The organism is Nocardia sp. NPDC050175, from assembly GCF_044459885.1.
GTDB lineage: Bacteria > Actinomycetota > Actinomycetes > Mycobacteriales > Mycobacteriaceae > Nocardia.
This window is the reverse complement of sequence record NZ_JBITJI010000025.1, coordinates 62,053-74,332: the sequence shown is the minus strand read 5'-3', so window position 1 is coordinate 74,332 and position 12,280 is coordinate 62,053. Positions and strand designations below refer to the sequence as shown.

At 66.0% G+C, this 12,280-nt stretch carries 13 protein-coding genes; 9 read left to right on the top strand and 4 right to left on the bottom strand.

The window, feature by feature from the left end; all coding sequences use genetic code 11:
- Positions 1 to 1,197 precede the first annotated feature (1,197 nt).
- The 8 genes from ACIBK2_RS45645 to tuf all read left to right on the top strand — a co-directional run bounded on the left by ACIBK2_RS45645 (position 1,198) and on the right by tuf (position 7,507).
- Positions 1,198 to 2,127 (top strand): TauD/TfdA dioxygenase family protein, encoded by a 930-nt coding sequence (locus ACIBK2_RS45645; RefSeq protein ID WP_396977505.1) that lies wholly within the window; start codon positions 1,198 to 1,200, stop codon positions 2,125 to 2,127.
- Positions 2,128 to 2,309: 182 nt separating this feature from the next.
- Positions 2,310 to 3,527, top strand: a complete 1,218-nt coding sequence (locus tag ACIBK2_RS45640) for a CaiB/BaiF CoA transferase family protein (protein WP_396977503.1) — start codon at positions 2,310 to 2,312, stop codon at positions 3,525 to 3,527.
- Entirely contained in the window at positions 3,524 to 3,682 is a 159-nt protein-coding gene (locus ACIBK2_RS45635; protein ID WP_357380906.1) for a hypothetical protein, read from the top strand. The genes ACIBK2_RS45640 and ACIBK2_RS45635 overlap by 4 nt, the downstream gene beginning before the upstream one ends.
- Before the next feature lie 5 nt (positions 3,683 to 3,687).
- Positions 3,688 to 4,605, top strand: coding sequence for a hydroxymethylglutaryl-CoA lyase (locus tag ACIBK2_RS45630; protein ID WP_396977513.1), 918 nt, complete (start codon positions 3,688 to 3,690; stop codon positions 4,603 to 4,605).
- 81 nt (positions 4,606 to 4,686) lie between these two features.
- Positions 4,687 to 4,857 (top strand): hypothetical protein, encoded by a 171-nt coding sequence (locus ACIBK2_RS45625; RefSeq protein WP_396977501.1) that lies wholly within the window; start codon positions 4,687 to 4,689, stop codon positions 4,855 to 4,857.
- Between the two features lie 128 nt (positions 4,858 to 4,985).
- Positions 4,986 to 5,186, top strand: coding sequence for a hypothetical protein (locus ACIBK2_RS45620; RefSeq protein ID WP_396977499.1), 201 nt, complete (start codon positions 4,986 to 4,988; stop codon positions 5,184 to 5,186).
- A gap of 509 nt (positions 5,187 to 5,695) precedes the next feature.
- Positions 5,696 to 5,938, top strand: coding sequence for a hypothetical protein (locus ACIBK2_RS45615; protein WP_396977497.1), 243 nt, complete (start codon positions 5,696 to 5,698; stop codon positions 5,936 to 5,938).
- A gap of 390 nt (positions 5,939 to 6,328) precedes the next feature.
- A complete protein-coding gene (tuf, locus tag ACIBK2_RS45610) occupies positions 6,329 to 7,507 on the top strand; it encodes an elongation factor Tu (RefSeq protein ID WP_396977495.1) in 1,179 nt (392 codons plus the stop codon).
- 69 nt (positions 7,508 to 7,576) lie between these two features.
- Here the strand turns inward: tuf and cqsA are convergent, their stop codons facing one another.
- From cqsA to ACIBK2_RS45590, 4 genes are all read right to left on the bottom strand, one after another.
- Positions 7,577 to 8,815: an alpha-hydroxyketone-type quorum-sensing autoinducer synthase gene (gene cqsA / locus ACIBK2_RS45605; protein WP_396977493.1), complete on the bottom strand. Its 1,239-nt coding sequence runs from the start codon at positions 8,813 to 8,815 to the stop codon at positions 7,577 to 7,579.
- Between the two features lie 207 nt (positions 8,816 to 9,022).
- The gene (fmdA, locus tag ACIBK2_RS45600; RefSeq protein ID WP_396977491.1) at positions 9,023 to 10,276 is read right to left on the bottom strand and encodes a formamidase; all 1,254 of its coding nucleotides are present in this window, start codon (positions 10,274 to 10,276) and stop codon (positions 9,023 to 9,025) included.
- Between the two features lie 16 nt (positions 10,277 to 10,292).
- The gene (locus ACIBK2_RS45595; protein WP_396977489.1) at positions 10,293 to 10,571 is read right to left on the bottom strand and encodes an FmdB family zinc ribbon protein; all 279 of its coding nucleotides are present in this window, start codon (positions 10,569 to 10,571) and stop codon (positions 10,293 to 10,295) included.
- 102 nt (positions 10,572 to 10,673) lie between these two features.
- A complete protein-coding gene (locus tag ACIBK2_RS45590) occupies positions 10,674 to 11,819 on the bottom strand; it encodes a substrate-binding domain-containing protein (RefSeq protein ID WP_396977488.1) in 1,146 nt (381 codons plus the stop codon).
- Here ACIBK2_RS45590 and ACIBK2_RS45585 point away from each other — a divergent pair.
- The gene (locus ACIBK2_RS45585; RefSeq protein WP_396977486.1) at positions 11,811 to 12,248 is read left to right on the top strand and encodes a MarR family winged helix-turn-helix transcriptional regulator; all 438 of its coding nucleotides are present in this window, start codon (positions 11,811 to 11,813) and stop codon (positions 12,246 to 12,248) included. The two genes, ACIBK2_RS45590 and ACIBK2_RS45585, sit on opposite strands and share 9 nt — an antisense overlap.
- Positions 12,249 to 12,280: the final 32 nt, after the last annotated feature.

The following is a 12,280-nucleotide window of genomic DNA, read 5'->3' as shown; positions in this document are numbered from 1 at the left end:
TTCACCGCACGCTCACGCTGCTCGATCGGATAACGCTTGGGCATGGCCCACATCCTTCACAGGGAAAGAAGCGGCCGGAAAGTCGGGTCGGTTCATTCTCACGGGGTGATCGGGCTGCAGCTGCCCTACGGGAGCTCGATAAATCAGCGAATCCCGGCTTCCGGGGTGGTCAAACTACCTATCCGTGCACCCACTGTGTGGGCCTCACACCCACCACACACCATGTGTCTCACGGATCATCCTGGGAGCGGGCGTAGAGAGGGTGTGGGGCTGAGACAGCGGGTGTACGGATGGGTTCTCGTGTGGTGATCGGGCTGTGGTTGCGTTGGGGGAGCTGGGTATTCAGCGAATCCCGGCTTCTGTGGTGGTCAAGGCACCTGCGTATACCGCTGTGTGGGCTGCCCACTCAGTACAGGGGGTCGGGCTGACACAACGGATGTACGAGTGGGCTCTCACATGGCGATTGCGTTGCGGGAGATCGATAGTCAGTGAATCTTGGCTTTCGGGGTGGTCAAGGTGCCTGCGTACACCCGCTGTGTGGGCTGCACACCCAGTACAGGGGGTGTGGGGCTGACACAACGGGTGTAGGGATGGGTTCTCGTGTGGTGATTGGGCTGTGGTTGCGTTGGTGGAGCTCGATAGTCAGTGAATCTTGGCTTTCGGGGTGGTCAAGGCACCTGCGTACACCCACTGTGTGGGCTGCACACCCAGTACAGGGGGTGTGAGGCTGGCACAGTGGGTGTAGGGATGGGTTTTCGCGTAGTGACCTGGCCGTGGTTGCACCATGATGGCTCCGATCTGGTGAAACCTGTGGGTGGGGAGGGGGTCCGGGGGAGATTGTGTTGTGGTGGTGAAACCCGTTGGTGGGGAAGGGGTTCACAGAGCGTGCATACCCCTCACAATGGCTCTACACCCAGTGAAGGGTGTGCAGGCTCTGTGGGTTCGGCGTGGGCGGGCCGGTGAGGCGTCGGTCAGCGCCACCGGTGGCGGGGTTCGGGCCGGATCGCACGGAACCTGCACTCTCTCTCGGGATCCGCACTGACACTAGGGCCCTATTCCGAGTGCAGATCCCGAGAGAGAGTGCAGGTTCTGGGGAGGGGGCGGTTGGGATCAGGGCGACGGAAAACCTGGTTGGGGTGGGGGTTTGGGTGGTGTGCTCAGGGGCGTATTCGTCGGTTCTACAGCGAAGGTGATCTCATGACGATCGCGCACGCACCAAGTACTGCCTCGGTGACCAAGCTCGGCGCTTGGATCGGTGCTCAGGTCGACAATGTTCGGCTCGGTGGTGATCTGGAGGCGGGGACTGTCGATGCGATTCGGCGTGCGCTGTTGGAGCACAAGGTGATCTTCTTTCGGGGGCAGGACCATCTGGACGAGGATGGGCAGTACGAGTTCGCGCAGTTGCTGGGTAGCCCGACGACGCCGCATCCGACGGTGACCTCGCATGGGGTCAAGAGCCTGGCGATCGACTCCGAGCATGGTCGTGCGAACAGCTGGCATACCGATGTCACCTTCGTTGACCGGATTCCGAAGGCGTCGATCCTGCGTGCGGTGCATCTGCCGACCTACGGTGGCTCGACCACCTGGGCTTCGACCGTCGCCGCCTACGAGTCGCTGCCCGCGTCGCTGAAGCTGCTTGCGGAGAACCTGCGCGCGGTGCACACCAATGTCTACGACTACGCGGCCCGCAACGTAGAACCGCTGCGACCGAACACCCAGGCCTACCGCGCCGAGTTCGAGTCGAGCTACTTCGAGACCGAGCACCCGGTGGTGCGGGTACACCCGGAGACCGGCGAGCGGGCGCTGTTGCTCGGCCATTTCGTGAAGCACTTCGTCGGCCTCTCCAGCACCGAATCGCAGACCCTGTACCGCCTGTTCCAGGATCGGGTGACCCGGCTGGAGAACACCGCGCGCTGGAGCTGGGCGCCCGGCGACGTCGCGATCTGGGACAACCGCGCGACCCAGCACTACGCCATCGACGACTACGACGACCAGCCGCGCAAGCTGACCCGGATCACCCTGGCCGGCGATATCCCGGTCGGCGTCGACGGCACCACGAGCACCAGCATCACCGGCAATGCCGAGCACTACTCGATCGTCGAGGACACGCAGCTGCTGGCCTCCTGAGCGAGCGTCTGCGAGCGAACCGAAGAGACAATGCGCGGTTGCCCGGTGCGGGAAGTCGCGCCGCACCGGCCCGCCGAATCCACGGTCATCGATCGTGCGCCGCTGCTGGGACGCACGATCTTGTTCGGCCGCAGCGAGGTGTCGTCGTGCGCCGCCGCCGCGGCCCCTGAGACACTAGTGCGATGAGTATTCGGCCGTTGGACGGTGTTCGCGTCCTGGAGCTGGGCAATTACATTGCCGCGCCGACCGCCGGGCGCATCCTCGGCGACTTCGGCGCCGAGGTCATCAAGGTGGAGCGACCGAAGGCCGGGGACGAGTTGCGCAACTGGCGGCTCTACGGCGGCGACACCTCCATGCTCTATCGCACCGTCAACCGGAACAAGAAGTCGATCACGCTGGATCTGCGCAGCGAAGCGGGCCGGGCTATCGTGCTCGACCTGGTCCGCCAGTGCGATGTGCTCTTGGAGAACTTCCGCCCCGGCATGCTGGAAAAGTGGGGGCTCGGCCCCGAAGTACTGAACGAGGCGAACCCCGACCTGGTGATCACCAGGATCTCCGGCTACGGGCAGACCGGGCCGCACGCCTCGCGGCCCGGCTTCGCCGCCGTCGCCGAGGCGGTCGGTGGCTTGCGCGAACTGATGGGCGAACCGGACCGCCCGCCGGTGCGCACCGGCGTATCCATCGGTGATTCGATCGCGGGCGTCTACGCCGCCTTCGGCACCGTGATGGCGTTGTTCCAGCGCGAACGTAAACCGGACGAGACGCCGATTCCGTTGCGCGAGCGCATCATCGACGTCGCCTTGAACGAGACGATCCTGTCGGTGATGGAATCCCTGGTCCCCGACTACCTCGCCTATGGCATCAACCGCGGCCGCGTCGGCGGGTTGGTCGAGGGCATCGCCCCGAGCAACGCCTACCCGTGCAGCGACGGTGTCAGCATCATCATCGGCGGCAACGGCGACGCCATCTTCCAGCGCTACATGCAGGTGATCGGCCGCCCCGACCTGGCCGCCGACCCGGAACTGCACGACAACGCGGGCCGCTGGCGCCAGCACGACCGCCTGGACGCGGCGATCACCGAGTGGACCAGCCGGCACACTCGCGCCGAAGCACTGAAGATCCTCGAAGCCGCAGGTATTCCGTGCGGCCCCATCTACACTGCTGCCGACATCGTCGAAGACGAACAGTACAAGGCGCGCAATATGATTCAGCCGTTCTCGGTGGATGTCGGTGCGGCGGAACCGAAGACCGTCGGCTTTCCCGGCATCGTCCCGGTGATCGGCGAGCAGTCCCTGCCCATCCGCAATATCGGCCCCGATCTAGGTGAGCACACGCACGAAGTGTTGTCCGGGCTACTCGGCATGAGCGACAGCGAGATCGACGCCTTGGAGGCGAAATGAAACTAGACCGCAGGCGCCCGCCAGGGCGCGGCCCGCGCGATATCCGTTCACCGGGGTTCACCCGGCCGACGGTGCATCCGAACCCGGCCGGTGTGCACGAAAAGCCGTGGGGCGGCGTGATGTGCGCGCCGCGACAGGAGCGAGACGAGCGGTGACCGCGGTGGTTCTGCGCGATGTCACCCTGCGAGATGGCTTGCAGCTCACCGGAAAAGTGCTGCCGGTCGAGCGGAAGGTAGCCATTGTTCGCAGGTTGCTCGGACTCGGCGTGCCTGAACTGGAGATCGGCTCGATGGCGCGACCCGATCTGGTGCCGCCGATGGCGAACACCATGGAGCTCATCGCCGCACTGAATCCTGAAGAGCTGCAACGCTGCTGGGTGTGGGTGGCCACGCCGCGGCACGTCGAGAAGGCGGCCGCGGCGGGGGTGCGCAACTTCCAGTACTGCTTCTCGGTGTCCGACGCACACAACAAGGCCAATATCGGCCGCACCACCGAAGACAGTGTCGCCGCCATGCCCGACGCGGTTCGCCTGGCCGAGGCGGTGGGCGGCTCGATCCAGTTGTGTCTGGCCACCAGCTTCACCTGCCCGTTCGACGGGCCGGTCGATCCGGAACGGGTCATCGCCATCGCCAACGACCCGCGCACCGCGGGCGCCGGCGACATCGTCATCGCCGACACTCTCGGCCAAGCCCACCCCACCCAGGTCGCCGAGCTGATCGCCGCCGTTCGTACCCGAACACCGCAGCGCCGCATCGTCTTCCACGGTCACGACACCTGGGGGATGGGTGTGGCCAACACCCTGGCCGCTATTCAGTCGGGTGCCATGATGGTCGACGGTTCGCTGGGCGGTCTCGGCGGTTGCCCGTTCGCGCCCGGTGCCAGCGGTAATACCTCGACCGAAGACATTCTGTTCGCGACGCGACCCGAATGGTTCACCCCGGCCACCCTCGCGGCGTTGGTCGAGGAATCCGAGGAACTACTCGCCGAACTCGGCGAGCCGAATCGTTCCCGCACCGCCGAGGGTGCGCGTTCGAAAGCCGATGCCTTCGAATGGGTTAGCCGAACAGTTATTTCGTAATGATTTTTCGCTGATGTCGAAAGACGTCAGGTGTCGGTATGTCGATTATGTTGGGCGCGTGCGGATCTCGGCTCGATATCGATGACCAGGCAGTTATTTGGAAATGATGTGACCCAAATCTCACGTAGCCGTGAATTCGCCGAATGTGAAAATGTGTTGGCGGCCGAACAGCATCGATTGAAATGGAATGTGGCGAAACGGCTGCGCGACAATGGTTTTGTTCAGTTCGGCTACCGGACCGACGACAACTGAGAGAACATTCGGTTATCTATAGATGCGCGCCTGGGTAAGCGGGGGCATTACAGCGATCCCGATGCCGTGATACCTCTATGCGGTCGACACCGAGGGTTGTGTCGAATGCGCTCTGAAAGGGAAAGTCTTTGAAGAAGATTCGTACGTTCGGTTTCGTGTGTCTCACCGCGGCTTCGATCGTGGTGGCCGGTTCCGGCCTCGCGGTGGCCGACGACACCTCTGGTTCCGGCACCGGCTCCGCGGCGCTGGTCACCGGCCTCGGCAAGCTGCTGAGCACCGGCAGCAGCGGCGGCCCGTTCTGCCCGGGTGGCGCGGGTTGCCCGAAGTAGTCTGAGCCTCGAGGTGTCCGATGCTCGCCGCATCGGGCACCTCGGCCAGGTACTGGTAAATATTCAGAGAACTATCCGATGTGAGGCTCCGGTCGGCGATCCACGCAGCGAGACTTGCGTGGTGAAGCTTCCATCTTGAAGGTTGCGGGATCGAGCTCTCAGTGCTCATGCTTCGGCGGGCCGGTTGTGGCAAGTGTCGCTGACCTGGTTGGGGAGTGTCCTAGTTGTGCCGTCTGTGAGCTAAATCTCAAAGTAGCCAAAAATTCGCCATAGTCGACGTGGGATGACTTGGCGCCAAACATCCGCTGAACAGGCCGGGGTTGAACCGGTTGTGAGACAAGGACTGGCGAGCTTTCCGCAGCGTGACGCCCGGGTGCGGCGTGAATCCTCAGTTACCTAAATGGTGGACGCGTGTCCAGGAATCGCTCGGCGATGCTCCGGCCCCGTGATATCTCTATCGGGGTCGGCACCGAGGGAGTGCCTACCGCTGTTCTCTGAAGGGAAAGTCTTTGAAGAAGTTCCGTACGTTCGGTGTCCTGCTCGTCGGCGCGACCGCCATCGTCCTCGGCGGCTCCGGCCTCGCGTCGGCCGAGGTCGTCGAGACCCAGGTTGTCTCCGAGACCCAGATCGCCACCGAGACCCCGCTGACCGGCTCGGCCGCGTTGACCGCAGGCCTGGCCAAGATCCTGAGCTCGGGCAGCGGCGCGGCCTGCGGCAGCCCGATCAAGGGCTGCCCGGGCGTGCCCTCCTAATTTCACGACCGGCGCTCTGCCTCGCCTCGGCGGGGCAGAGCACCACCCCTTACGCACCCGAGTGGGACAGCACCGAGCCCCCACTCCACTGGCGCCGCAGCCCCGCCCGCTCGTTCGAGCCGGAAAATCGCTCGCGCACAGCAAGCCTCGGTTCTTACTATTTCTGACATGTTCAGCTACGCCATCGCCGCATCGTCCGCAGTCGCGGGCGCGATGGCCGCTGTCCTGGCCGCATCGGCAGCAGTCGCCGCGCAGCTCGACGGAGCCCGAAGCTGACCTTCCCCGGGATGTCCCGGGACCTCGGACGGGGAAGGTCGCCCCGTCGCTGAGGTCCCGCTCGACATCGTCGGTCACATTCGCGCGTGCCCGACGGCCAAGCCAGGAAGAACCATGTCCAAGAAGACCTATGTCCGCACCAAGCCGCACCTCAACATCGGCACCATGGGCCACGTCGACCACGGCAAGACCACCCTTACTGCGGCGATCACCAAGGTGCTCGCCGAGCGGGGCGGCGGTAACTTCGTGCCGTTCGATCGGATCGACCGTGCGCCGGAAGAGGCGCAACGCGGCATCACCATCAATATCGCGCATGTCGAATACGAGACGGCGACAAGGCATTACGCGCACGTCGACATGCCGGGCCACGCCGACTTCGTGAAGAACATGATCACCGGCGCGTCCCAGCTGGACGGCGCGATCCTGGTGGTCTCCGCGCTGGACGGCGTGATGCCGCAGACCGCCGAGCATGTGCTGCTGGCCCGCCAGGTCGGCGTCGAGCACATCGTCGTCGCCCTCAACAAGGCCGACGCGGGGGACCCGGAACTGCTCGACCTGATCGAGCTGGAGGTGCGCGAACTGCTTACCGCCCAGGGCTACCCGGGCACCGACGTCCCGGTCGTCCGGGTCTCGGGCCTGCGGGCGCTGGCGGGTGACGAGCGGTGGACCGCCGCGCTGGTCGAGCTGTTGGACGCCATCGACACGCACGTGCCGATTCCCGTCCGCTACACCGACGCGCCGTTCCTGCTGCCCGTGGAAAACGTCCTCACCATCACCGGTCGAGGCACCGTGGTCACCGGCGCGGTGGAGCGCGGCCGGGTCCGGCTCGGCGATCGGGTGGCGCTGCTCGGTCTCGACGACGAGCTGTCCTCGGTCGTCACCGGCGTCGAAACCTTCGGCCGCACCATGGATTTCGCGGAGGCGGGCGACAACGTCGCCCTGCTGCTGCGCGGTATCCAGCGCGGCCAGGTGCGCCGCGGTCAGGTCGTCGCCGAACCGGGCAGCGTTGCCGTGCACAGCGGGTTCACCGCTCGCGTCTACCTGCTCGGCACCGCGGAGGGCGGTCGCCGCACGCCCATCAGCAGCGGCTACCGCCCGCAGTTCTACATCCGCACCGGCGATGTGGTCGGCGATGTGACGCTGCCCGGTGACACGCGGCTGGCGACGCCCGGCGACACGGTCGACTTGACCGTCGAGTTGGGCCGGCCGACCCCGGTGGAGCCGGGGCTCGGGTTCGCCATCCGCGAGGGTGGCCGCACCGTCGGCGCAGGCACTGTCCTGACCACCGACTAGCGGCATGGGCGCGGGGACCGCAACCGGTCCCCGCGCTCAGTCGTGCTGTGCAGCATGGCGGAGACGCCCTCAGGTGCCACTCGACAACGTGGCATGGGTCGGTTGGGCGTGTTTGGCGGTTCTGGACTGGGGTTCGATGGGCGGCGTCGCGCCGAAGTGGGTCCGAATCTCGGTGCACGCGCCGATGATTCGCTCGACCTGCTGGTCGGTGAGCCCGGCGTGCAGACCGAAACGAACGAGGCTGTGGTTGCGGGCAGTGGTAGGCGCGCACAGCAGGGCGCCGAAAACGCCGCGCGCTTCCAGGAAGTCCCGCATGGCCATCGCACGCGCGTCGGGTCCGCCCTGCAGCGCGACGATGTGGCTCGCCGAACCCTCGAGATCGAATTCGAGCGTGGTGAGCGCCCGGCGCACCATGGTCGACAGCTCGCGTAGTCGCTGTCGCCGCCAGTCGTCGAGGCGGATCACGTCGAGTGTCGTGGCGAGGCCGGCGATTTCGTACGGCAGCAGCGTCGCGGAGAAGACCGCGGGATGGGATTCCAGCTTGAAGTAGTCGACGAAATCGATGCTGTTCGCACCGACGAATCCGGCCCGGCCGCCGAAGGCCTTGGCCAGACTGGCAATTCGGTACGGCACCCGTTCGGTGAGCCCGAGCGCCGCCACCATCCCGGCCCCGGCCGGTCCGTCGGTGCCGAGCGCATGTGATTCGTCGACGACGAGCACGCTGTCGGTTTCGTCGGCGGCATCGCAGATCTGGGTCAGCGGACAGCGGCTGCCATTGGTGCCGTAGATCGCGTCCACCGCGATGATCCCCGGCCCGTGCGCTCGAATCTGCTCACGGAGATGACCGGGAAAGTTGTGCCGGAACGAATGTATCGGCGCCCCGGCCGCTTTCGCGCCGTGCCAGAACGACATGTGCGCGAATTGATCGATGTAGACCGGCGTCGCGGGGTCGGCGATCGATTGCATCAGCCCGACTTTCGCATCCCACCCGGATTGGCAGAGAATCCCGGCGGGCGCGCGTAGATGTTCGGCGAAGGCGCGTTCCAGCGCTACCTGCGGATGATTGCCGGGCAGGTATGCACCAGAGGCGAATCTAGGAGAATAAGTCGCCCGCAGCGCGGTTCTGATCGCGTGGGTGATTCGCGGATCGGCGGCCAACGCCAAGTAGTCATTGCTACTGAGCACAATGTCGCCGTATCCGGGCGCGCGGCCATGCAGGATGTGCCGCCCACCCCATTGCCCAGCAAGCCTTTCCGAATGAAATCGATCGACCCGCAGGCGGATCCGTTCGGCAACGGTCGGGCCCATGACACTCCTTTCGCTAACAACAGCTACTTCAGAGCACACGCGTCTCGATTGAACCACCGCAGGATCGGGCCTGGGTCGTATTGAATAACTTGACGGTTGACCACTAACTACCAGGTCGGATATCTCCGCTACTCGGATTGCTGAGTCGCATCGCGCGTCATGCGCAATGTTTCAGCAATCCGAGAGCGGTGCGCCCGCGAAGCCGGGTCAGCGGGTGGCGCGGGGTGCGCCGGGGCCAGGGTCGATCCGGGTCGGTCCGGCTGCTGTCGGGACGATGGGGAAGTCGAAGATGGCGGTCGGGATGTAGACGGTGGCACAGGAATTGGGGATGTCGACCACGCCGGAGAAGCGGCCCTCGATCGGTGCCGCGCCGAGCAGGAGATAAGCCTGTTCGGGGCTGTAGCCGAATTTGGTGAGGTAGTCGATGGCGTGCAGGCAGGCGCGTTCGAAGGACAGCTGCGAGTCGAGGTAGCGCTGTTCGCCGTCGAGGGTGACGGAGGTGCCCGAAAAGGCAAGGTATTCCGAGTAGGTGGGGCCGGAGTTGCCGGGCACGAAGATGGCGTTCTCGCTGACGCCGTAGAGCTCCATGCCGTTCTTGATGAGATCGACCCGCAGATCGATGAATCCGCCCATCTCGATCGCGCCGCAGAAGGTGATCTCGCCGTCGCCCTGGGAGAAGTGCAGGTCACCGACCGAGAGGTGTGCGCCGTCGACGAACACCGGATAGAACACCCGGCTACCGCGGGTGAAGTTCTTGATGTCCTGATTGCCGCCGTTCTCCCGCGGCGGTGCGGTGCGCGCGGCATCGGCGGCCACCCGGTCGAACTCGGCCCCGGACAGCGTGCCGAGCACGGCGTCGCGCGGTTCGGGCGGCAGTGCCAGCGGCGGCACCCGCTGCGGGTCGGTCGCGATCAGCGCGCCCTCTCGGGCATTCCACTTCGACAGCAGCGCGGCCGACGGCGCGGTCCCCATCAGGCCGGGGTGGGTCATCCCGGTGAACTTCACCCCGGGAATGTGGCGCGAGGTGGTGGTCTGCCCGCTGAAGTCCCAGATCGCCTTGTAGGCGTCGGGGAAGTGTTCGGTGAGGAAGCCGCCGCCGTTGTCGGTGGCGAAGATGCCGGTGTAGCCCCAGCCCTGGCCGGCCAGCGGGCCCGAATCCTCCTGCGGGATGGGGCCGATGTCCAGGATGTCGACGATGAGCAGGTCGCCGGGTTGGGCGCCCTCGATCGCGAACGGGCCGGACAGGCAGTGCACGGTGCTGAGCGGGGCGTTCAGCACGTCGTCGGCGGAGTCGTCATTGTGGATGGCGCCGTCGAACCACTCGCGCACATGCACCCGGAACTCGGCGCCCGGCTTGACGGTCACCGCCGCGGGAATGTCGGGATGCCAGCGATTGTGGCCGACCAGCTGCTGCTCGGTGAACCGCTTGCCGGAATCGAGGGGGAACAGTAACTCGGGCATCGTATGTCCTTCGGTCTCAGGGTCGGGGAAGCTTGCGGTGCAGCGGGTTTCGGGTTACCGGCACGGATCTGCGCGGCGGCGGCGCGGCCACCACCGACGGCTCGCTCGCCGTGCGTTCGGTCGCGTCGATGAGCCGGGTGGCGGCCGATCCGGGCCGGATCAGCGCGGCGACGCCGAACTGTCGCTTGCTGCTCGACGCGCAGTCCGGGCACGGCGCGACGGCGGGCACGTCGGCCATCGCGAAGCTGAGATCGAAGCCGCCGCAGTCGCGGCAGTGGAACCAGTAGAGGGGCACGGTGACCTCATTATTTTCATATGAATATGTTTCGTATGACGACGATACAAAGCCCGGCAGGTCGCCGCAGCGAAACCGCAAGGTGAAGTTCGTGTTACGGATTCAGGAGTCGAGTTCGGCGAGCACGCTGAATTCGAGCGCGTCGGCATCGGCCAGATAGACCGGCTGGGTGGTGTGTGCGCCGCGCACCCGCACCTCGCCGCGCGGGCCGCCGTAGCTGACCCGTGGCGCGTTGCGTTCGATGGCGCGCAGGTCGAGGCTGCGGGCGGACTCGGCGAGCGAGGCGAACAACAGCAGTCCCTCGTAACAGGATTCGCCGATGTTGTTGAGCGCGGGCGCGGCCGGGCCGAACTCGCGCAGATAGCGCGCGCCGAAATCCATGCCGGCCGGCGAGACGACGCTCTCGAAATAGCCGCTGGCGGTGAACAATCCGCGCGTGCTATCGGCGCCGCCCGCGTACAGCACGTCCTCGCCGATCATCATGCTCAGCCGCAGCCGGTCGCCGTCGAGGCCGCTCTCGGCGAAGGCGCGGTTGAATGCCGCGCAGTCCGCGCCGACCATGAACAGCAGCACGCCCTGCGCCGGTGAGCGGTGGATCAGCTCGAGTGCGCGCCGGAAGTCGCGGCCGCCCAGCGGGACGTAGGTCTGCCCGACGATCTCGATATCCGTGGTCGCCGTGAATTCGATAGTGGCCCTGGCGGTTTCCCGTGGCCACACGTAGTCGTTGCCGACAACGCACCAGCGGCGGACGCCGTGCTCGGCGCGCAGCCAGCGCAGCGCGGGGAACAGCTGTTGCTCGGGCGTCTCGCCGACCATGTAGACGCCGTCGGAGTCCTCGCCACCCTCGTAGAACGTGGTGTAGACGTAGGGCACCCGGCCTGCCGTATGCGGCGTGATCACCTTGCGCGCGTTGGACAGATGCCAGCCGACGACGCCGTCGACCATGCCAGTGCTGACCATTCGGTCGATCGTCGCGGCGAGGGCGGGGAGCGGCGCGCCCGCGTCCACCGGGTGTAGCCGGACCGGCCGATCGAGAATTCCGCCCGCGGCGTTGATATCCGCGACGGCCAGCGAAGCGCAGGCCTCACAGGAGGGGCCGAACATGCCAGCGGACCCGCTTCGTGGCACCACGAGTGCGATGTCGACCGTAGAGCGACGAAAGCCGTAGCACGACAACGGAATCACCACCGGATATTTCCGTTTGAATATTAACCGTACGGGGTTGGATATAGTACTGCCGTGGACCATAGCACCGCCCCCGCCGCCCTGGAGGAGTTGGCCAGGCTTGTGCGCAGGGCGTCACAGGAACTCGACCGGGCGATCGCGACCAGGCTCGGCGAGAACTCCGTCGTGCGCTGGCATGCCCTGGCCGCGGTGGTGGACGGTGTCGGCCACCCGATGTCGAGCCTCGCCGAGGCCACGCTGCTCACCGGGGCCAACCTGACCCGATTGATCGACGGGATGATCGCCGACAACCTGGTGCACCGCAAGGTCGACGACACCGATCGGCGCCGGGTGCTGGTGTTCCCGACCCGCCGTGGGCTGCAGGCCTACCAGGCGATGAACCGGGCGCTCGGCGCGAGCGGTCTCGACGCGCTCGCCCGAGGGAACGCGCGATTGGCCAAGTCGCTGGCCACCATGGTCGATCAACTGCACACCGAGCCCGCGACCACGTAACTCGCCGCGGTCGCTACCACGGAACCCGCCGC

What these genes read in the sequence shown, in the direction of transcription:
- tuf (WP_396977495.1), top strand. Translation starts at nt 6,329, where the DNA reads ATGTCCAAGAAGACCTATGTCCGCACCAAGCCGCACCTCAACATCGGC.
- ACIBK2_RS45590 (WP_396977488.1), bottom strand. Translation starts at nt 11,819, where the DNA reads ATGGTCCACGGCAGTACTATATCCAACCCCGTACGGTTAATATTCAAA.
- ACIBK2_RS45640 (WP_396977503.1), top strand. Translation starts at nt 2,310, where the DNA reads ATGAGTATTCGGCCGTTGGACGGTGTTCGCGTCCTGGAGCTGGGCAAT.
- ACIBK2_RS45625 (WP_396977501.1), top strand. Translation starts at nt 4,687, where the DNA reads ATGACCAGGCAGTTATTTGGAAATGATGTGACCCAAATCTCACGTAGC.
- ACIBK2_RS45645 (WP_396977505.1), top strand. Translation starts at nt 1,198, where the DNA reads ATGACGATCGCGCACGCACCAAGTACTGCCTCGGTGACCAAGCTCGGC.
- cqsA (WP_396977493.1), bottom strand. Translation starts at nt 8,815, where the DNA reads ATGGGCCCGACCGTTGCCGAACGGATCCGCCTGCGGGTCGATCGATTT.
- ACIBK2_RS45635 (WP_357380906.1), top strand. Translation starts at nt 3,524, where the DNA reads ATGAAACTAGACCGCAGGCGCCCGCCAGGGCGCGGCCCGCGCGATATC.
- fmdA (WP_396977491.1), bottom strand. Translation starts at nt 10,276, where the DNA reads ATGCCCGAGTTACTGTTCCCCCTCGATTCCGGCAAGCGGTTCACCGAG.